The sequence below is a fragment of the Streptomyces sp. P9-A2 genome, from assembly GCF_036634175.1.
Classification (GTDB): domain Bacteria; phylum Actinomycetota; class Actinomycetes; order Streptomycetales; family Streptomycetaceae; genus Streptomyces; species Streptomyces pratens.
Genome location: NZ_JAZIFX010000001.1, coordinates 5047737 through 5068199 on the forward strand (window position 1 = coordinate 5047737; position 20463 = coordinate 5068199).

Sequence of the window (20463 nt, forward strand, 5' to 3'; positions counted from 1 at the left end):
CGAGCGTGGCCTTAACGGTGTTAAGTTGTCAAGTGTGAGTACGGAACGACGCGCGCCCCTGGATCGCGAACGGGTCGCCGACACGGCGCTGAGGCTGCTGAACGAGGTGGGCCTGGACGGTCTGACGCTGCGCGCCATCGCCAGGGAACTGGACGTCAAGGCGCCCGCCCTGTACTGGCACTTCAAGGACAAGCAGGCGCTGCTCGACGAGATGGCGACCGAGATGTACCGGCGGATGACGGCCGGTGCCGCACTCGACGCCGGTGACACCTGGCGGGAGCGACTGCTGAAGGCCAACCGGGGACTGCGCGCGGCGCTGCTCGGCTATCGCGACGGCGCGAAGGTGTTCAGCGGCTCACGCTTCACCGGTCTCGTGCACGCGGAGCAGATGGAGGGCAACCTGCGCCTGCTCAAGGCCGCCGGCCTCACCCTGCCCCAGGCGGCCCGCGCGCTGAACACGACGTACCTCTACACGCTCGGGTTCGTCACTGAGGAGCAGGGCGTCGAGCCGCTGCCCGGAGAGCGCCGCGAGGGCTTCGACCTCGCCGAGCGCGCCCGCCTCATGGCCGGTTTCCCGCTGGCGGCCGAGGCGGGCAAGGAGATCTTCGAGGACTACGGCCGGCACTTCGAGGAAGGACTGGCGCTGCTGATCGCGGGGATCGCGGCGCGGTACGGCGTGGACTGAAAAACGCTCAGCGCGCCCTGGACAGCGCCGCCCGGATCTTCGGCGTCAGCGTCTCCTCCACGTACCGGTTCAGCAGCCAGGCCAGGAGCAGCATCGCGGCGACGGTGAGGGCGAAGGTCTCCGCCGAGCCGATGCCGAGGCCGCGGTGCAGGCCGTGGATGACCACCCAGCCCAGGTGCTCGTGGACCAGGTAGAACGGGTAGGTGAGGGCGCCGGCCACGGTCAGCCAGCGCCAGTTCGCCCAGTCCAGCCGGCCCAGCGCGATGGCGGCGACCGCGGCGAAGCCGAGCGTGACGATCAGGATGATGCCGAACGAGGACCGGTTGGAGAAGGCGTCCGCGCTCGGCGCGTGCCACAGGTCCTGGACGGCGTAGTGCTGGCCGATCAGCCAGCTCACCCCGACGATGCCCCAGGCGTACGCGTCCCTGCGGTCGCGGTGGACGAGGTACAGGCCGATGCCGCCGATGAAGAACGGCGCGTACTGGGGCATGAGGACGAGGTCGAGCAGTGGCTCGTTCGCGGCGTCGGCGATCGCGGCGGCCATGGTCCACACCGCGCAGAACAGGATCACCCGTTGCCGGTTCGCCCCGGGCATCACCACGAACAGGGCGAACAGCGCGTAGAAGCGGATCTCCACCCACAGCGTCCAGCACACCCCCAGCACCCGGTCCGCGCCGAGCGGCTGCTGGAGCATCGACAGGTTCACCAGGGCGTCGCTGGGCGAGACCGCCTCGTAGACGACCACCGGCAGGGCGAACACGGCCGTCACCAGGAGGACCGCAGCCCAGTAGGCGGGCAGCAGACGGGAGGCGCGGGAGGCGAAGAACGACCGGATCGGCCGGCCCCAGCCGCTCATGCAGATGACGAATCCGCTGATCACGAAGAAGATCTGGACGCCGAGGCAGCCGTACGCGAAGAACTCATGGAGGGTGGGGAACTGGATCTTCGGGGAGCTTCCCCAGGCGGTGGTGACATCGCCGCCGCGACCGCCGTAGTGATAGGCCGCCACCATCAGCGCGGCGACCAGCCGCAGTCCGTCCAGGGCGCGCAGCCGGGGCCGGACGCGCGGCTTCCCCGTCTCCGCCGGCCGGGTCGCTTCGGGCACCGGACGGGCGAGCGTGCTGGTCAAGGAAAACCCCTGGGTTTCATGATTCCGGCCGGATTCGGCCGCGGATACGCCAGCACGCTAGTCCGATGGACGGTGAACAGCCGAATGTCAGGCCAACGATTCTCCGGCCGGTAGAGGTGAGTTCACCTGGATGTCGTTTTGGCTTTCTAAATTCTCCGAGCATCCCCCTTGCGTGGAAGAAAACGCAACCAATGCTGTCGCGGAGCGCGCGCGCAGCTGGTTCGGCAAAACAGGAGTGCCATGACGACGGTTCAGAACAGACGGGCACGTGTGCGCGGAGGGGAGCTGGACGACTGTTTGCGTGCCTGCGCGGTACACAGCGGAAAGCTCGTCGGCAGTGTGGACCGCCGCCGAATCGAGCTCGCCGAGCAGCTCCGCAAACTGCTCGTCGTGGTCACGACCGGTGACGCCCCCACCGCCGCGCCGGCCGCGCCGAGCGGTGCCGCAGCCCGCCTCAAGCGGGTTGTCAAGGGCGCGTCGACCCCCGCCGCCGGCATCCCCAACGACGTGCTGGACGCCCTGCTCGCCGTCGCCAACAAGGCCCTGGAGTGCGGCTACGACGACGAGCTGGACCTCGCCCTGGTCATCAGCGACACCGTCCTCGCCCAGCGCAAGAACTCCCGCGCCGGCTGGCGGCTGCGCGCCCGGCTGATGGAGGCCCTCGGCGACGAGACCGAGGCCGTACCCGCCTACGAGCGGTACCTGGGACTCACCGACAGCGACGGGTTCGGCGTCTCCGCGAAGATCGCCGGACTGCGTGTCGCCGCGGAGAAGGACCGGGAACTCCTGGCCCTGCTGCGCCGCCAGTGCCCGCGCGCCGAGCGGTTCGCCGCCGGCCCAGCCACCGACGTATGGGCCGAGGGCCTGGCCGCGTACGCCGTGGGGGACTGGTCCGAGGCCGAGCCGCGCATGGTGGGAGCGCTCCTCGCACTGGCCGCCGAGCAGGCGCCGGTCGCCGACCGGCAGGAACTGCTCGGCCAGTACCTGGAGCTGCGCTCCGCGCGCGGCGACGCCGACCTGCCCGCGCTCACCGAGGTCCTCGCCCTCTACGCCGAGCAGCGCCGCAACCGGATGCGCGGTCCCGTCGCCGACCCCACCATCGGCGGCGTGGAGTGGATCAGCCTCGGTGAGTTCCGCAACCAGGTGGCCGGCAAGTCCGTCTGCCTCATCGCCAACTCCGGGCGAGTCGGCAGCAGTTCGATGGGCGCCGAGATCGACGCCTACGACCTGGTGGTCCGTTTCAACTCGTACCGCATCGACGAGAAGCACACCGGCGGGCGCACCGACATCCACGCCACCATCCACAAGCACGGCTTCAACTGGGACCAGCCGGTCACCACCCGGCTCGTGTTCGGCGGCGTCTCCGGCGACTGGAAGTACTCCCTGCGCAACCGCCTGGTGCCCGGCGCCCAGCGCCATCTCGGCGACGAGTCACTGCGCTGGCCCGTGCGCAACATCGGCAAGCTCGGCTCCGACGTCTGGTCGGGCATTCCGACCACCGGCTTCAACATGCTGTTCCTGCTGGACTTCCTGGACGTCAGCCCGACCCTCGACCTGATCGGCTTCGACTTCTACGAGAGCGGCGCCTACCGCGTGCCGGAAGCCATGAAGATGCCGATCACCTCCGTGCACGAGTACACCAGCGAGAAGGATTGGGTCATGCAGCGGGCCCAGCGAGTGACCGACATGAGGATATCCCTGCGATGACCATCACCCCCGGGGCAGCGACCACGGCCCCCTCGACGCCGGCTCTCTCGTCGGACGCGCTCACCGGCAAGCGCCGCGTCGCCTTCGCCGCCTACGTCGACGAGAACTACCTGCCCGGTTTCCTCGCCCTGCTGCGCAGCCTGGCGCTGTCCAACCCGGGCGTGTGCGAGGACTTCGTCGTGCTCCACGACGACCTGCGCCCCGGCTCCATCGCCAGGATCCGCGCCCTGCACCCGCGGATCGTGCTGCGCCGGGTGAACACCGAGCACTACGACACGTACAAGAAGGGCGACCAGGACAACTACCTGGTCCGCAAGGCGTACTTCATCCTCGACGTCTTCCGGCTGCGTGAGTACGACACCGTCATCACGCTCGACACCGACATGGTCGTCCTCGGCGACCTCGGTGAACTGCTGCGGCTGCGCGAGGGCCTGGCGGCCGTCCCGCAGTTCTTCTACGGGCAGCACAAGCTGAACTCCGGGCTGCTGGTCATCCAGCGCGAGTACCTCGGCGACGCGTTCTGCGCCAAGCTGGACGCGACCGGACGCAGCGGCGACTACGAACTCGACAAACACGACCAGGGCATCCTCAACGCCGTCCTGGACGGCGACTTCGTCCGCCTCGACGCCCGCTACAACTTCGTCAAGCGGCGCCTGTCCGGCGACCTGCCGGTCCCCGACGACACCGCGATCCTGCACTTCACCGGCCGCCACAAGCCCTGGCAGGGCGGCGAGGCCGGATACGGCCAGGCGGAGGACCGCTGGCGCGAGTTCGACATGTCCGACGCCGAGTTCCAGGCCGCCTACCTGTCTCAGTCCGGCGGCCTCCATCACGACCTGCTGGTGCACCTCGGTACCCCGCATGTCGCGCGCACCGGAGACACCGAGAGCGCCCGCAAGGTGGCCGCCGCGCACATCGCGTCCGGCGACTACCAGGACGCCGTCGACATCCTGAGCAGCGTGCGCATACCGCTCGACGAGGCCTGGCCGCACGAGGTGCTCGGGCACGCCCTGATGAGCGTCTCCCGCTACGACGAGGCCAAGGCCCAGCTGCTGCTCGCCGCGGCCGCCCCCAACCGCGCCGCCACCGCCTACGCCCGGCTCGCCCAGATGGCCTGGGTGCACGGCGACGACACCGCCTCGCTGCGGCACGCCACCGCCGGTATCTCCATCGACCCCACCCACCGCTCGAGCCGGCTGTGGGCCCAGCGCGCCGCCTCCGTGCCCGCGCGTGAGCTGGGCAGCGCCGAGGACCAGCTGGCGCACGTCGCCTTCTACATGGACCGCCAGGGCAACGCCGGCGACAAGCTGCTCCCGGAGACCGTCCGCCTGGGCTTCGGCCCGGACACCACCTCCCGCCGCTGGCACTCCGTCCACGCCCACCGCCTGTTCGACGAGGCCGCCCTGGAACGGGTCAACGCCCGGCGCGGCCTGGTCATCGGCGGCGGTGGGCTGTTCATCCCGGACACCATGCCCAACGGCAACAGCGCCTGGCAGTGGAACGTGCCCGACGAGCACCTGCGCGCCATCGACGTGCCGATCATGGTGTACGCGGTCGGTTTCAACGCCTTCGACGGCCAGTCCTACCGGGCCGGGCGGTTCCGCGAGAGCCTGCGCCTGCTGGTGGAGAAGTCCGCGTTCTTCGGGCTGCGCAACCACGGCTCCATCGCCAAGGTACGGGCCATGCTCCCGGACCACCTGCACGACAGGGTCCGCTTCCAGCCCTGTCCCACCACGGTCAGCCGCCAGCTGGTGGCCGGCTGGCAGGACCCGGCGAAGCGCGACGACACCGTCCTGCTGAACGCCGCCTACGACCGGGCCGGCCTGCGCTTCGGGCACGACTACGGGCACTTCCTCGCGGAGATCGCGAAGGCCGTGCGGGGCATCGGCGCGCACACCGAGGTCCAGTGCGTGGCGCATTCGCTGGACGACGAGCGGATCGCCTTCGACCTGCGCCGCGAGCACGGAATCTCGCTGCCGGTGATCCCGATGTACGACTTCGACAACGACGCCATCCGGGAGCTGTACGCCAGGACCCGCCTGGTCATCGGCATGCGCGGGCACGCCGGGATGATCCCCTTCGGTGTGGGCACACCGATCATCAGCCTGATCTCGCACCCGAAGATGGCGTACTTCCTGGCCGACATCGAGCGCCCCGAGTGGGGTGTCTCCGTGCACGAGCGGAACCTGGGCGCCGTGCTCACCGAGCGGGCGACCGGCATCCTGGACCGCCATGCGGCGACCGTCGCCGACGTCCACGAGCGACAGCAGTCGCTGTGGAAGGTCACCGAGGCGAACGCCGCCGACCTGCGGGCGATCCTCGGCGAGTGAAACGGGGTGAGCCCCCGCGGCCGGTCCCAGGATGCTCCGGGACGGACCGCGGGGGCTCACGCATGCCGCGCGCCGAGTGCTTCATGCCGGGCCCGCGGCCTCAGCGGCCCAGAGCCCTGCGCACCAGCCGGGACAGCCGCGAACCGTCGCCGCTGCCGCCGCCGTTCTTCGCCCGGTCCTCGTCGTACGCCTTGCGCAGCTGCTCGAAGTGGTCCGCGCGGGTACGACTCAGGTACTCATCCGTGAGTAGCGGCTTGGCCAGCGACCAGGCCCTCCGGTGGTCGCCGGCGTAGTGGGCGACGTAGGCCTTGGACAGTTCCAGCACCGACTTGAAGGGGATGCCGCCGGTGTGGTCGCGGTCGATCCGGTCCTGGACGGCGGATATCAGTGCCAGCTTCTCGTCGGCGGAGGAGGTGTCCTCCGCGATGGACTTCAGCACGTCCGCAGGGATCGGCCGGACCACCTCGAAGGCGAGCGTGGAGCGGATCGGCGGCCCGGCGATCTCGATGTACGGCAGCAGCGCGCCCGTGCTGTGGTGCAGCCACGGCAGCCGGGGGCCGGCGAAGTCCTGGTGCAGGACGACCGAGCCGGGCCGCAGCCGGGTCAGGAACCGCTCGGTCACGCAGCGGAACACCCGGGGGGTCTTGGCGATGTCGATGTGCAGGAACTCGATGGGGCTGGTGTCCTCGGGGTCCGAGGTCTTCCAGAGGTCCCCGGCGTGGATCTCCAGGAACGGCAGGAACGGTTCGAGGCGTCCGCGGAAGTCGTCCAGGAAGGAGTTGTCGTCGGCCGGTTTGCTGCCGGAGGTGAAGAACTTCTCCGTCGCGAACGTGCCCTTGCCGACGCGGAAGAAGTCGTACGCGTGCAGCCGCCCCCGGCGCTCGTCGAAGACGGGGCTCTCGCGCAGCCCGAGCGCGAGGGCATAGGTGGAGCCGCCGCCACCGGAGCCCAGTTCGACCAGCCGGTCCTCGCCCGTGAGGTGATGGCGCCCCAGCAGATAGAGGAACCGCAGTTCCCAGGCGCTGACCTGGGAGTAGGGGATGGCGTCCGGCAGACGGACGTCGTCGAGGAGCGGGTAGAGCCGGCCGATGTTCGTCATGGATGCCTCACGGGTTGAGTGACTCCGGAGAAGGGCGGCAAGCGTGGCGATCCTATGAGTGTGGACGTCGGCTCGCCATGGAATCCATGGAGCTAGCGGGTTTTCGCTCGAACTTTCACCGGTCTTCGCTCGTCGTTCACCAGGGAGGGCCGGTGTGCCCGCTCCGGCTCGTCGGCCGGGGCGGGCGGGCGACGCGTGTGCGCGTGCTCACGTGCGCGTATGCGCGTTCAGCGGCGGGCCATCGCCCGGCGCAGCCTGAGCGCCTTGCGCGCGACCTTCCGGACCGTGGCGTTGCGCGGCAGGAACCCCAGCTGGGGCGGCACCCCGCCGGGCAGTCCGAGGGACGTCAGTCGCTTCTTCCTGAAGTAGCGCCGGGTGCCGTCGTCCAGCCGCGTCGCCAGGTACCGCTCGGCCTCGGGCCGCAGGTCCGGCAGGATCTTCGGCTGCATCGTGAACCCGACGGTCCGTACGAGGTCGCCGAGTGCGTCGGTGTCCATGCGCCCGCGCCCCTCGGCGACCGCGGCCCCGTCCGTCGGCTCCGGCAGCAGCGCGTCGACGATGGTGACCGGGACGCGGTTGCTGTTCTCGAACGGCGTCAGCCGGTCCAGCAGGGTCTCGGTGCCGACCCGGGCGACCGGCAGCCCGTACAGGGCGGACGCGGTCAGCAGGGCGGTGGAGAAGCAGCCGACGACCAGGGCCGGACGCATCCGCTGGTACAGCACCTCGGCCAGCACCGGGGTGTCCACCACCGTGAGATCGACGCCGAGCCGTTCGGCCTCTTCCTCCAGGGTGCGGGTGAAGCGCGCCGGGGCCGTGGGGTGCGGTTTGAACACCACCCGGGTGTGACCGAGGTGCACCGCGCCCTTCAGCATCCGCACATGAAGGTTCTCCTCCTCCTCGGCGGAGAGGATGTTCAGCGCGGACAGGTACTGGCCCAGCAGCAGCGCGGGCTCCGTCACGTCCGGCAGTCCGTCGCCGGTGCCGGCCAGTTCGGCCAGCACCTTGGTGAACGACGGGGTCGCCACCACCTCCGGCGCCACCCCGAACTCGGTGAGCAGCAGCGGTTCGAGCCCCGGCACCAGGTCGAGGTGGAGCAGCCGTTCCACCCGGGTGCCGACCAGCGGGTCGAGCTTGTTGCGGGTGGGGCCGTAGCTCATCAGGCCGTCCGCGTAGACCGTGATGGGTGCGTCGGTGAAGATCTGCGTCATTCCGAGGGCCGGGTTGACCTGGATGGACTCCACGGCGAGGGTCAGGTCGTCGTCGCCCAGGTCCCAGAGCAGCCGCAGATACCGCTCCCACAGGGGAACGTCCTCCAGGCGCGGCGCCCAGCCGCCGGGGTGGAACGGGAAGATGGCCTTGTTCCACGACAGCACGTCGTCGAACCGGGACCGCAGCAGCTCGAACCCGGGCATCTCGTCGACGGCGGGCGTCGTCTCGGGCGTCGTCGCGTTGTTGGAGACCAGCAGGATCCGCCGGTCGACGGGCGCGAAGCAGCCGGAGTCCAGGGCGGCGGCGAGCGTGGCCGTGCCGTACAGGGTCGACGCCATGAAGATCTGCGTGGTCACGCGGCGACCTCCGTGGCCGGCACGGGGCGGCGGCGCAGCCGGCGCAGCCGGCCGGCGCGCTCGGCGTCCATCGAGCCGAGTGCGTCGTCGAGTACGTCCTGCGGCATGCGCCGCAGTGCGGCGGTGCTCATAGCCTTCAGTTGTCGCGCCACGGAGGGCTCGAACCTTTCGATGGTTCCCAGATGGTGGGAAATGATGGCGCAGTACGTGCGTACGGCCTTCGGCAGCAGGGTCGCCGCGTCGGAATCCCGCGCGGTCTCCTCGATCACCTGGTCGAACGCGCGAATGAAGTCGAGCTGCCGGACGTCCCCGATCTGGGTGAGCGACGAGGAGACACCACGCCGGTAGAAGACGCCGAGGAGGCCGGCCACCGCGAAGGACTCCGCCTCCCGGTGCAGCTTCCAGATCCAGGGCCGGTCCTCGGCGGTGCGCAGTCCGTCGGTGAAGTGCAGCACGCCGCGTTCGACGAGCCTGCGGTGGTAGATGCCCGCCCAGGCGTAGGCGTAGTCGACGGAGGTGGTCCGGTGGGCGGGGAGGATCGCGTCGCGCGGGTTCAGCGCCACATTGCGCCGGCCGTGCGGGACGCGGTGGACGGCACGGGCCCGCGCGGTGCACTGCACATGGTCGGTGCGGACGAAGTCGCAGTCCAGCTTCTCGATGGCGGAGACCAGGCGGGCGTAGTAGCCGGGCGCCAGCCAGTCGTCGCCGTCCAGGAAGGTCAGGTACTCGCCGCGGGCCCGGTCGATGCCGGTGTTGCGGGCGGTCGCCAGGCCGCCGTTCTTCTCGTGGCCGACCAGCACCGCCCCCGGCAGTTCACGCTCGGCACGCGCGAGGAGGTCCGCGGTCCCGTCGGTCGAGCAGTCGTCGACGAGAATGAATTCGAAGTCGTCCCGCGCGTTGGCGCGCAGACTTCGCAGGGCATCGGGGACGTAGGGGCGCACGTTGTAGAACGGCACGATGACGGAGAGCTTGAGCACGTCTTCGACGTTAGGCGGCTGCCCGTCATTCGTCTTTACCTGAACCTTGATACGGGGTGAACGACGCGTGGCGAAGCAGTGAAGCAAACATTTTTCCGGGGAGTGGACGGGCTGATTCCCCATTCGGCGATCTCCTGTTCACCATTTGTTGGATTCGGGTTGGGCCACTCCTAGAAATTGCTTCCTAACGTCTTCGTTGTGCCAGCAAGTGCAACGAAGTCCCTGCGAGTCGCCGTTCTCGCGGATTCCGATACCCGGTGGAAATGGGGCGCGCTCACCGCGAACCGCATTGCCCCGGAGAATTCGGACATCCGTCTGGACGGTTATCTCCTGCGGGGCCGTGCGACTCCCACCGCCCGTCAGCTCGACGAGGTCGGCGTCCGGGCGGACGCCCTCCACGAGGTGACCGCGGTCCAGTTCCTGCACGCGATGAAGGAGGAGCCGTACGACCTCCTGGTCCTCGCGCTGGTCGGCGGCGGGGTGCAGGCGATGCTGCACGGGCTCGGGCGGATCTGGGGTGATGCCGCGGCAGACCGGGTGAAGCGGCCCGTCGTCGTCACCGGATACGTCGGAGTCGTCTACGAGAAGCTCGCCGACGGCCTGCTGCTGCGCCACGGAGCCGACCTCGTCCTCGCCAACTCCCGTCAGGACGCGGAACGTTTCCGCGCCGTGTACGAAGGCGTGGGCGCCGGCGCCGGCTCGGTGACGGAGGTCGCGCTGCCGTTCCTCGGCGGGGCCGCCTACACCGGCGGGCACGACCCCTCCGCGCAGCAGGGGCGCGGGCCCTACACGGTCGTCTTCGCCGCCCAGCCCTCCGTGCCGGAGAACCGCCGGGACCGTACCTACCTGCTGAACCGGCTGGTCGGGCACGCCCGTCGGCACCCCGAGCGCGAGGTGCTGCTCAAGCTGCGCTCCAAGCCGGGCGAGCACACCACGCACATCGAGGAACTGCCGTACCAGAAACTGGTCCAGCGGCTCGACCCGCCGGCCAACTTCCGCCTGGTGTACGGGCACATGGGCGAGGTCCTGGACCGCACCGACCTGCTGGTCACGGTGAGCTCCACGGCCGCCCTGGAGTCCCTGCACCGCCGCATCCCCACCGCGGTCCTCACCGACCTCGGCGTACGCGAGGCGCTCGGCAACCACCACTTCGTCGGCTCCGGCTGCCTCGCCTCCTGGGACCAGCTCGACGCCGGCCACCGGCCCGTACCGGACGCGGAGTGGGTGTCCCGGCAGGGTGTGGCCGCCGGGGACGCCTCCTCCGGGGGAGGGTCGTACGAGACGGCCTTCGACACCGCCCGCGCCCGCATCGCCGAGCTGCTCGACCGCCCCGGCGGCCTGCCCCCGTTGGACCCGTACTACACGCCCGTCACCGCGCCCGGCTACCTGCCCGGCCTGCTCGCCCGCCATCACCTCGGCCCGGACGGCACCCCGCTGCCCGGCACCCCCGCCGCCGGCAAGGAGCCCGGACCGGTCCGGCAGATCGTGCGCCGCGCGGCGCGCGGCGCCTACCGCCACGGAGTCCAGCGGGTGGCCCCGGTGATCCGTCGGATGGGCGAACTGTGAGCGCCTCCCTCACGGCCGGCCGTGACCGCAGTCTCTCCAGTCCTCCCAGTCCTCCCAGTCCTTCCAGTCCTGCTCAAGGAGCTGATCCCATGACCGAACCGCAAGGGGGCCGGAGCGGCACCCCGGTTCGCCGGGTGCTCGCCGTGATCCCCGCGCGCGGCGGCTCCAAGGGAGTGCCCGCGAAGAACCTCACGCCGGTCGGCGGCGCGCCCCTGGTGACCCGCGCCGTCCGCGAGTGCCGCGCCGCACGCCAGGTGACGGACGTCGTCGTCTCCACCGACGACCAGGCCATCGCGGCCGCCGCCCGGCAGGCCGGCGCCGAGATCGTGATGCGTCCGGCCGCCATCGCGGGCGACCTCGCCACCTCGGAGGCGGCCGTCCTGCACGCCCTGGACGCCCACGAGGCGCTGCACGGCGCCGCGGTGGACGTCGTCCTGCTGGTCCAGTGCACCAGCCCCTTCCTGACGCGCGAGGACATCGACGGCGTGGCCGGCGCGGTCGCCGCGCAGGGCGCCGACACGGCCGTGACCGTCGCCCCGTTCCACGGCTTCGTCTGGCGGGACGCGACCGGCGAGGAGCCGGCCGGCCCTCAGGGAGACGGCGGCAGCGGCGGCTTCGGAGTCAACCACGACAAGTCCTTCCGCCCCCGCCGCCAGGACCGCCCCCAGGACCTCCTGGAGACCGGCGCCGCCTACGCGATGGACGCGGCCGGCTTCCGCGAGCACCAGCACCGCTTCTTCGGCCGCACCGAACTCGTGCGCACCGACCCCGCCCGCGTGCTGGAGATCGACGACCCGCACGACCTCGCCCGGGCCCGCGCCCTCGCCCCGCTCTTCGACGCGAGCCTCCCCCAAGCTTTCGACTTCGCTCGAGCAGGGGGGACCCCCATCGGCGCCCTCCCGACCGCCGACGACATCGACGCGGTCGTCCTCGACTTCGACGGCACCCAGACCGACGACAGGGTGCTGATCGACGCCACCGGACAGGAATTCGTCTCCGTGCACCGCGGCGACGGACTCGGCATCGCCGCCCTGCGCAGGAGCGGCCTCAAGATGCTCGTCCTGTCCACGGAACAGAACCCGGTCGTCGCCGCCCGCGCACGCAAGCTCAAGATCCCCGTGCTGCACGGCATCGACCGCAAGGACCTCGCCCTGAAGCAGTGGTGCGAGGAACAGGGCATCGCGCCCGAGCGCGTGCTCTACGTCGGCAACGACGTCAATGACCTCCCGTGCTTCGCCCTCGTGGGCTGGCCCGTGGCGGTCGCGAGCGCCCACGACGTCGTACGCGGCGCCGCACGCGCGGTCACCACCGCCCCCGGTGGCGACGGCGCCGTCCGGGAGATCGCCGGCTGGATCCTCGGCCCCTCTCTCGATTCCCTCCCCAAGTAAGGAAACACCGTCATGAGCACTGTGAACTCCAGCTCCCGCGTCCGCACCCTCGGTTCCCGCGAGGCCGGCCCCGGCCGCCCGGTGTACGTCACCGGCGAGATCGGCATCAACCACAACGGTGACATCGAGAACGCGTTCAAGCTGATCGACGCCGCCGCCGAAGCCGGCTGCGACGCCGTCAAGTTCCAGAAGCGCACCCCCGAGATCTGCACCCCGCGCGACCAGTGGGACATCGAGCGCGACACCCCCTGGGGCCGGATGACGTACATCGACTACCGCCACCGCGTGGAGTTCGGCGAGGAGGAGTACGGCCAGATCGACGCCTACTGCAAGAAGCGGGGCATCGACTGGTTCGCCTCCCCGTGGGACACCGAGGCCGTCGCCTTCCTGGAGAAGTTCGACGTCCCCGCCCACAAGGTCGCCTCCGCCTCCCTCACGGACGACGAGCTGCTGCGCTCCCTGCGCGCCACCGGCCGCACGATCATCCTCTCCACCGGCATGTCCACCCCGAAGCAGATCCGCCACGCGGTCGAGGTGCTCGGCAGCGAGAACATCCTGCTCTGCCACTCCACCTCCACCTACCCGGCGAAGGCCGGGGAACTGAACCTCCGCATGATCAACACCCTCGAGCAGGAGTTCCCGAACGTCCCGATCGGCTACTCCGGCCACGAGACCGGCCTGCAGACCACGCTCGCCGCCGTCGCCCTCGGTGCCGCCTTCGTCGAGCGCCACATCACCCTGGACCGCGCCATGTGGGGCTCCGACCAGGCCGCGTCCGTCGAGCCGCAGGGCCTCACCCGCCTGGTCCGCGACATCCGCACCATCGAGGAGTCCCTCGGCGACGGCGTCAAGAAGGTCTACGAGTCCGAGCTGGGCCCGATGAAGAAGCTGCGTCGGGTCCCCGGCGTCGTCGCCGAGGCGGAGATCGCCGCGGCCGCCGGCGAGCCGCTGACCGTCTGACCCTCCCTCCCACCCACCCTCCCCTGACGACGGGAACGGTCGTACGTCGATGAGCCCTCGCGCCGGGACCGCCGGCCCCCACACTCTCGCCTTCGTCGAGAGCCCGGTACAGCTGTTGAACGTGCTGGAGTGGGCGCACGCGCATGCGCCCGGCGTGGGGCTCACCCTCGTGGTGCTGTCCCCCCTCGACCCCATGACACGCGGGCAGTTGCGCCGCATGTCCGAACTCGCCCGCGAGGAGGGCCACGAGGTCCGCTGGGAGGAGGCGCGCGGCGGAGCCGGCGCACCCTTCCAGACCGTCGCCGGCCTGGCCGGCCCGCTGCGCCGCGCCTCCCGGGTCGTCCTCGGCGACCCCTTCTCGCGGTATGTGCAGCTCATGCTGACGATCACCCGCGCCCACGACCTCGTCGTCGTCGACGACGGCACGGCGACCATGGAGTTCGTCGGCCAGCTCGCGCGCGGCGAACGTCTGGTCCGCTGGCACCGCAAGGGCGGCCGCCGCGGCCCCCGCGACCTGCTCCTCGCCCCGGTCTCCGGCATCGCCCGGCGCAGGCTCACCCCGGGCGGCCGGCGCCGGGTGGAGGTCTTCTCCTCGATGCCGGTCGACGACATCCCGGCCGGCGTCACCGTCAGCGCCAACTCCTTCGCCTGGACCCGGGAGCGGTTCGGCCCGCCCCGCATCACCAGGACCGCCGACATGGTGGGCACGTCCCTGGTGGAGACCGGAGTGGTGGACGCCGACGCCTACGTCGAGGCCGTCCGCTCCCTCACCAAGGCCCACGGCGCGACCCGCTACTTCGCCCACCGCCGTGAGAGCACCGAGAAACTCCACCGGCTCGCGGTCGAGACGGGTCTGGAGATCGTCCGCCCCGAACTGCCCCTGGAGCTGATAGCCCGCCGGGGCCCCATCGGCCGCACGGTCCTCAGCTTCCCGTCGACCGTCGTCCACACCCTCCCCCTGGCCCTGTCCGGCACGGAGGTCCGCATCGCGGTCTGCGACATCGACCCGGCCTGGCTCACCGAGAACGCCTCCCCGCGAGCCCAGGGCTTCCTCTCCGGCGTGACCGGCACGGCCCGCGACGTCCACCGCCTGTCGGCGGTGGCGCCGGCATGAACGGATACCGGTGACCGCCCACCTGGAAGTGAGCGACGGCGTCACCGCCCGCGGAGCGCCTGGCAACTCTCCGGGAGCCCGGCCGGCCGGCGACGGTCACTGCCCCTCTCGGCCCCCGGCCACCGAACCTTGCGCGTACCCGTTCAGGGCCAGTGCCGCGGCCTCGCCCCGTGAGCCGACTTCGAGTTTCCTCAGTACTCCGGTGACGTGGAACTTGACGGTACTTTCAGTGATTCCGAGTGCGTCCGCGATGGCCTTGTTCCGCTTGCCCTGCGCGAGAAGGTGCAGAACCTCCCGTTCCCGCGCGTTGAGACTCGACAGCCTGGTCTCACCGGTTCGAACGGCCGGCGGGGCGAAAGGAAGGACGATGCCGGCCCGGCTCCCCCAGCCCGCCACGGCGTCGAGGCTGACCGTGGCGCCGAGCGTGCGTGCGCGGCCCTCGAGCTGGCGTGACAGCGCGCGCACGTCCACGCTCCCGGATTCCTGCTCCCGCACGTCGATCCGCAGCGACGTGCCGTCACAGGTCCAAGCGATGCGCAGGCGCGACGGACCCGGTTGCGCGGTGAAGGCCAGCACCGCGGTCCGTGTCATCGCACGGGCGGCGTAGGCGACTTCTCCGGGCAACGGCCGCGCCGCCCTGTCCGGCGGAACGAATTCGACACGCGCTTCGTGATGCTTGAGCAGGTGCCGGATGTCCCTGCGCAGCTTCGTGAACGCGGCCGGGGCCGGTTCCTCGGTCAGGGCCAGATCGGACTTCTGGGCGGAGCGCAACGCCACCAGCGCGACGGAGGCGGACTCGGTCGCGGTCACGCGGGCACGGTGATCGTCGAGTGCGGTGGCGCGCAGCGTGTTCAGGATGGCCACCAGCGCACTCTCGTGCGCCGTCGCCATCTCGGTGATGGTGCGGGCCCGCTCACTGGAGGCCGCGCGCGACTCGGCGAGGTAGTCCGGGCTCGCCTGCGTGACCTGTTGGCTGATCGAGGTCGCGACGATCCCGAAGAGGGCCGACAGGGCGGCGGGCTGCGGGAACAGCTTGCGGGAGGCGCGCGGCACGAGGACGAGCAGCGTGTCCACCGGGTCACGGACGGCCCAGACGGTGCGGGTGGTCCCGCCGATCGCCGCCGTGGTGCTGAGCGGCCGACCGGGCTCGACAAGGGCCTTCAGCTGCTCGAGTTCGTCGATCGTGACCTTGCTGGTCATTTCGGTCGCGCCGGTGACCTTTCGTGGCCGGCCCGTGCACTCCCTGGTGAAGATGATGAGCGCGGTGTGCGGCCACCGGTCCGACAAAAAGCGGGAGAACCGGCGTGCGATCTCGTGCAGCGGACCCTCGATGACCTCTCGCAGTGCGAGGAGATCCGCTTCTGGCGGTGCCTTCATGTCGAGCATTCCACGTACCGTAGCCGGTCCGGCCGGCTGGTCGGAAGTCGAGGTTCTGCTGGTCTGTCGCACAGGTCGTCCGTCCTTGGCGCAGAGCTAATGTCGTAGTCGTAGAGGGCATGCGCCGGTGCGCATGCGTTTCCGGCCGACCGATGAAGGAACCCACTCAGATGCCACAGCAGGTCCGCGGTGTGATCGCCCGTTCCAAGGGAGCTCCGGTCGAGCTCACCGACATCGTGATTCCCGACCCGGGACCAGGTGAGGTCGTTGTCGCGGTCGCCGCGTGCGGCGTGTGCCACACCGATCTGACCTACCGCGAAGGCGGTATCAACGACGACTTCCCGTTCCTCCTCGGACACGAGGCCGCCGGCACCGTGGAGAGCGTCGGCGAAGGCGTCGAGTCGGTGCAGCCCGGCGACTTCGTCGTCCTGAACTGGCGTGCCGTGTGCGGGCAGTGCCGGGCCTGTAGGCGCGGGCGTTCCCAGTACTGCTTCGACACGTTCAACGCGAGCCAGAAGATGACTCTGACCGACGGGACGGAACTCACCCCGGCGCTCGGCATCGGTGCTTTCGCGGACAAGACCCTGGTGCACGCCGGACAGTGCACCAAGGTGGATCCGTCCGCGGACCCCGCCGTCGCGGGTCTGCTCGGCTGCGGTGTCATGGCCGGCCTGGGCGCCGCCGTCAACACCGGCGGGGTGGGCCGCGGGGACTCGGTGGCCGTCATCGGCTGTGGCGGCGTGGGCGACGCGGCCGTCGTCGGGGCGCGGCTGGCGGGCGCATCGAAGATCATCGCGGTGGACCGGGACGAGAAGAAGCTGGCCTGGGCGGTCGACCTGGGCGCCACCCACACGGTCAACGCCGGAAAGGCCGACGTCGTCACCGCGATCGCCGAGCTGACAGGCGGGTTCGGCGCCGATGTCGTCATCGACGCGGTCGGCCGGCCCGAGACGTGGAAGCAGGCGTTCTACGCGCGCGATCTCGCGGGCACCGTCGTGCTGGTGGGCGTGCCCACGCCGGACATGAAGCTGGACATGCCGCTGCTCGACTTCTTCTCCCGCGGCGGTGCGCTGAAGTCGTCCTGGTACGGCGACTGTCTGCCGGAGCGCGACTTCCCGATGCTCGTCGACCTGTACCTGCAAGGCAGGCTGCCGCTGGAGAAGTTCGTCTCCGAACGCATCGCGCTCGAAGAGGTCGAGAAGGCCTTCCACACCATGCGGGCCGGCGAGGTTCTGCGTTCGGTGGTGGTCCTGTGAACGGCCTGCGTATCGAGCGCGTGGTCACCTCCGGTGTCTTCGCCCTCGACGGCGGCACGTGGAACGTCGACAACAACGTCTGGCTCGTCGGCGACGACGACGAGGTGGTGATCATCGACGCGGCGCACGACGAGCAAGCGATCATCAAGGCGGTGGGAGATCGGAACGTGGTGGCCGTCGTGTGCACGCACGGTCACAACGACCACGTCACCGTCGCGCCGCAACTGTCCCATGAGCTCCAGGCGCCGATCCTGCTGCATCCCGGCGACCGGGAGCTGTGGGAGATGACCCACCCCGGCCAGGCCTTCGGGCACGCGAGCGACACGCAGCGCGTCGACGTGGCGGGCACGGCACTCGAAGTGATCCACACTCCGGGCCACTCTCCCGGGTCCGTCTGCCTGCACCTGCCCGAAGCCAAGACGCTGTTCACCGGGGACACGCTGTTCTCGGGCGGCCCCGGAGCCACGGGCCGTTCGTTCTCCGACTTCCCCACCATCATCGGGTCCATCCGCGACAGGCTGTTCACGCTGCCCGAGGAAACCCGTGTCCACACCGGACACGGCGACGGCACCACGATCGGCGCCGAGACGCCGTACCTGGCCGAATGGATCGCACGCGGACACTGAGCCGACCCCGGGCCGGCGAACGACCGGCGACAGCGCTTTCGCCCACTTCCCCGGCCCGTACGGCGGCATCGCCCGGCACACCACCGAGCGGGAGCCGCTCGGCATGGAAAAACAGGTGCGGGGCACCTGCGCGGGCACCACCAACGCTGCCCGCGCTTCTCGTACTTGGTTACTCCCCGCTGAGCCGGAACCTGCACCCGGTGCGGTGGAGGGCGGAGACCCGGAGCAGGCCACGAACCTGGATGCACTCGGCCACGGTCTTGTGATCCTCAACCAGCTCAGCGCTGCTGCTCAGGCCCGGTGGGTGAACTACTTCAGGTGCTCCTCAAGATCTTCGACGGTCCAGTCAGCCTGGCGGAGGATGGAACGAAGGGTGCCGGGCGCAAGGCTGCGGTGGAGAGGGACGATGACCGTCTGCTCGCCGCTGCGGTACTTGGCATGGCTGCCACGGGTGGTGACGTGCTCGAACCCGCCCCGTTCGAGGCCTTCGCGACAGCCGGGCCGGAGAGGCCGGAGGGGACGGCGGGACTCATGCGGCGCGCCGGATTTCGACGGGCGCGGTGATCACCTCGGTGACCTCGGGGGCAGGCGCGTCCTCGAAGTACAGCTCCAGTGCCTCGCGGAGGTTCTCCAGGGACTCCTCGATGGTTTCTCCCTGCGAGGTGACCTCGACCTGGAGGCAGCGTGCCACGTACCAGTCGCCCTCGCGGGTGATCGCGGCGGTCAGGTGCAGTGCTTCAGCGCTCATGTCGTCAGTCTGGCACGCACCCCCGGTGGGCCGGGGACTTTCTCCGCCGTCACCCGCGACCGTCCCCGTGTCGACCGGGTGGAAGCCGTCCTGCGGCTTTACGCAGGCCTGGGCTCGTGCACAACCGCTCCGGTCAGCCGTGCGACGTGCCGGCACAGGTGCGGAGAAGGCGGAGGACGGCGGCCGGGGAACTTCATCGGGTCGGCGTGCACAGCCCCGCACCCTGTCGGCGCAACCCGGGGTGCCGGAGGTGCTTTCACCCGTGCGAGTGGACGGCGGCCGCGCACCGGTGGACAGGGGCGTGCCGTGTCCGGCAGGCGAACCGGTCCGCGTGACGCGGGCGATGCGTGGTACACCGAGGAGAGGTGGAGTGCGGTGCCGGAAGCGGCCGCTGCGAGCGGCGCGCCTTCCGGCGGTCTGTGTGGGCTCGTCCGCGTACGAGGGCGGCGAGTTTACCCATCACAGAGCACGACTAAGCGTGGGACTGCCGGGTTTTCTTCCGCTGACAGGCTGATTTTTCTTGATCAGGGGTCGGTCGGGGGCTCCGGCGTCCTACCCTTCAAAGGGTGAAGCAACTGATGTCACTGGAGTCCGAGGAGTCCGAGGTCGATCTGGCCGGAGGGGCGGTGCTTCCGGGTACGCTCCCCGAGGCCCTGCGCGCCGAGCTCATCGCCTTCCGACGCGACCTGCACATGCACCCCGAGCTGGGCAACCAGGAGTTCCGTACGACCGCCGCGATCAAGGAGCGGCTGGAGCGGGCCGGTCTTACCCCGCGCGTACTCTCCGGCGGGACCGGTGTCATCTGTGACATCGGGGTGATGGACGGCACGCCCGCCGGCACCGGCCCGGACACCGGTACCGGAGCGGCTCCCGGCACCGGCATACTCGCCCTGCGGGCCGACATCGACGGACTGCCCATCCCCGACATGAAGAGCGAGTGCCCGTACCGCTCCACCGTGCCCGACCGGGCGCACGCCTGCGGCCACGACGTGCACACCACCGTCGTGCTGGGCACCGGGCTCGTCCTCGCCGAACTGCACCGTCAGGGCCGGCTGCCCCGGCCGGTGCGGCTGATCTTCCAGCCCGCCGAGGAGGTGCTGCCCGGCGGGGCCGCCGACGCCATCCTGGACGGCGCGCTCGACGGGGTCGGGCGGATCGTCGCCGTGCACTGCGACCCCCGGGTCGACGCCGGGAGGATCGGGCTGCGCGAAGGCCCCATCACCTCCGCCTGCGACCGTCTCGAGATCGCCCTCGACGGCCCCGGCGGCCACACCGCCCGCCCGCATCTGACCACCGACCTGGTCACCGCCGCCGCCCGGGTCGTCACCGACGTGCCCGCCCTGGTGGGCCGGCGGGTCGACAGCCGCAGCGGGCTCGCCATCACCTGGGGCAGGGTCGAATCCGGCCACGCGCCCAACGTCATCCCGCAGCACGCCGAGCTCTCCGGCACCGTGCGCTGCCTGGACCTGGAGACCTGGCGGCTGGCCCCGGACACCGTGGTCGCCGCCATCGACGAGGTGGCCAACCTGCACCGCGCCAAGTCGGAGATCACCTACGTGCGCGGAGTCCCGCCGGTCGTCAACGAGGCCGGCGCCACCGAACTCCTGCGGGACGCCATGATCGCGCGACGCGGCGCGGAGTCCGTGGACAGCACCGAACAGAGCCTCGGCGGCGAGGACTTCTCCTGGTACCTGGAGCACGTCCCCGGCGCCATGGCCCGCCTCGGGGTGCGTCCCCCGGGCGAGCGCACCATCCGCGACCTGCACCAGGGCGACTTCGACGTCGACGAGCACGCCATCACCGTGGGCGTCGAACTCTTCACCGCCGCCGCCCAGCTGGACGCCCTGCGCTGAGCGGGCGGGGCCGGTCAGCCGCCTCATCGGCCCCCTCCGGCCCCCTCCGGCCACCTCTGTCCTCTCTGTCCTCTCTGTCGCCT

The 20463-nt window shown here is 70.6% G+C and carries 16 protein-coding genes and 1 pseudogene; 10 read left to right on the top strand and 7 right to left on the bottom strand.

Annotated elements, in window-relative coordinates; translation table 11 throughout:
* Nucleotides 1-34 precede the first annotated feature (34 nt).
* The gene (locus V4Y04_RS23105) at nt 35-685 is read left to right on the top strand and encodes a TetR/AcrR family transcriptional regulator (protein ID WP_332430229.1); all 651 of its coding nucleotides are present in this window, start codon (nt 35-37) and stop codon (nt 683-685) included.
* Nucleotides 686-692: 7 nt separating this feature from the next.
* Here V4Y04_RS23105 and V4Y04_RS23110 read toward each other — a convergent pair whose 3' ends face one another.
* Nucleotides 693-1814 (bottom strand): acyltransferase family protein, encoded by a 1122-nt coding sequence (locus V4Y04_RS23110; RefSeq protein WP_443080066.1) that lies wholly within the window; start codon nt 1812-1814, stop codon nt 693-695.
* 240 nt (nt 1815-2054) lie between these two features.
* Between V4Y04_RS23110 and V4Y04_RS23115 the strand changes: the two genes are divergently transcribed.
* Both V4Y04_RS23115 and V4Y04_RS23120 read left to right on the top strand, forming a co-directional pair.
* Nucleotides 2055-3521 carry a glycosyltransferase family 29 protein gene (locus V4Y04_RS23115; protein WP_332430230.1) on the top strand — a complete coding sequence of 489 codons (1467 nt, stop codon included), beginning with the start codon at nt 2055-2057 and terminating at the stop codon, nt 3519-3521.
* Complete coding sequence (locus V4Y04_RS23120; protein ID WP_332430231.1) at nt 3518-5851, top strand: glycosyltransferase; 2334 nt, start codon at nt 3518-3520, stop codon at nt 5849-5851. Before V4Y04_RS23115 ends, V4Y04_RS23120 begins: the two co-directional genes overlap by 4 nt.
* A gap of 100 nt (nt 5852-5951) precedes the next feature.
* Here the strand turns inward: V4Y04_RS23120 and V4Y04_RS23125 are convergent, their stop codons facing one another.
* The 3 genes from V4Y04_RS23125 to V4Y04_RS23135 all read right to left on the bottom strand — a co-directional run bounded on the left by V4Y04_RS23125 (nt 5952) and on the right by V4Y04_RS23135 (nt 9492).
* Nucleotides 5952-6950, bottom strand: coding sequence for a hypothetical protein (locus tag V4Y04_RS23125; protein ID WP_332430232.1), 999 nt, complete (start codon nt 6948-6950; stop codon nt 5952-5954).
* Between the two features lie 227 nt (nt 6951-7177).
* Nucleotides 7178-8515, bottom strand: a complete 1338-nt coding sequence (locus V4Y04_RS23130; RefSeq protein ID WP_332430233.1) for a polysialyltransferase family glycosyltransferase — start codon at nt 8513-8515, stop codon at nt 7178-7180.
* Nucleotides 8512-9492 carry a glycosyltransferase family 2 protein gene (locus V4Y04_RS23135; protein ID WP_332430234.1) on the bottom strand — a complete coding sequence of 327 codons (981 nt, stop codon included), beginning with the start codon at nt 9490-9492 and terminating at the stop codon, nt 8512-8514. The genes V4Y04_RS23130 and V4Y04_RS23135 overlap by 4 nt, the downstream gene beginning before the upstream one ends.
* A 198-nt stretch (nt 9493-9690) precedes the next feature.
* Here V4Y04_RS23135 and V4Y04_RS23140 point away from each other — a divergent pair, with 198 nt between their 5' ends.
* The 4 genes from V4Y04_RS23140 to V4Y04_RS23155 all read left to right on the top strand — a co-directional run bounded on the left by V4Y04_RS23140 (nt 9691) and on the right by V4Y04_RS23155 (nt 14520).
* The gene (locus V4Y04_RS23140; protein WP_332430235.1) at nt 9691-11058 is read left to right on the top strand and encodes a DUF6716 putative glycosyltransferase; all 1368 of its coding nucleotides are present in this window, start codon (nt 9691-9693) and stop codon (nt 11056-11058) included.
* Between the two features lie 89 nt (nt 11059-11147).
* Complete coding sequence (locus V4Y04_RS23145) at nt 11148-12446, top strand: N-acylneuraminate cytidylyltransferase (RefSeq protein ID WP_332430236.1); 1299 nt, start codon at nt 11148-11150, stop codon at nt 12444-12446.
* Between the two features lie 12 nt (nt 12447-12458).
* The gene (locus tag V4Y04_RS23150; protein ID WP_443080067.1) at nt 12459-13406 is read left to right on the top strand and encodes an N-acetylneuraminate synthase family protein; all 948 of its coding nucleotides are present in this window, start codon (nt 12459-12461) and stop codon (nt 13404-13406) included.
* Nucleotides 13407-13455: 49 nt separating this feature from the next.
* Complete coding sequence (locus V4Y04_RS23155; protein WP_332430237.1) at nt 13456-14520, top strand: hypothetical protein; 1065 nt, start codon at nt 13456-13458, stop codon at nt 14518-14520.
* 96 nt (nt 14521-14616) lie between these two features.
* Here the strand turns inward: V4Y04_RS23155 and V4Y04_RS23160 are convergent, their stop codons facing one another.
* A complete protein-coding gene (locus V4Y04_RS23160) occupies nt 14617-15906 on the bottom strand; it encodes a helix-turn-helix transcriptional regulator (protein ID WP_332430238.1) in 1290 nt (429 codons plus the stop codon).
* A 161-nt stretch (nt 15907-16067) separates the two neighbouring features.
* Between V4Y04_RS23160 and V4Y04_RS23165 the strand changes: the two genes are divergently transcribed.
* A complete protein-coding gene (locus V4Y04_RS23165; RefSeq protein ID WP_332430239.1) occupies nt 16068-17153 on the top strand; it encodes an S-(hydroxymethyl)mycothiol dehydrogenase in 1086 nt (361 codons plus the stop codon).
* On the top strand, nt 17150-17779 hold the full coding sequence (locus V4Y04_RS23170) for an MBL fold metallo-hydrolase (protein ID WP_332430240.1): 630 nt from the start codon (nt 17150-17152) through the stop codon (nt 17777-17779). The genes V4Y04_RS23165 and V4Y04_RS23170 overlap by 4 nt, the downstream gene beginning before the upstream one ends.
* A gap of 309 nt (nt 17780-18088) precedes the next feature.
* On the opposite strand, the pseudogene V4Y04_RS37795 reads toward V4Y04_RS23170, so the two are convergent.
* Together V4Y04_RS37795 and V4Y04_RS23175 are read right to left on the bottom strand one after the other, a co-directional pair.
* Nucleotides 18089-18202: pseudogene (locus V4Y04_RS37795) on the bottom strand (type II toxin-antitoxin system HicA family toxin); the annotation flags it as partial.
* A gap of 106 nt (nt 18203-18308) precedes the next feature.
* Nucleotides 18309-18527, bottom strand: coding sequence for a type II toxin-antitoxin system HicB family antitoxin (locus V4Y04_RS23175; protein WP_332430241.1), 219 nt, complete (start codon nt 18525-18527; stop codon nt 18309-18311).
* 578 nt (nt 18528-19105) lie between these two features.
* On the opposite strand from V4Y04_RS23175, the gene V4Y04_RS23180 reads away from it, so the two are divergent.
* The gene (locus V4Y04_RS23180) at nt 19106-20380 is read left to right on the top strand and encodes a M20 family metallopeptidase (protein ID WP_332432970.1); all 1275 of its coding nucleotides are present in this window, start codon (nt 19106-19108) and stop codon (nt 20378-20380) included.
* Nucleotides 20381-20463: the final 83 nt, after the last annotated feature.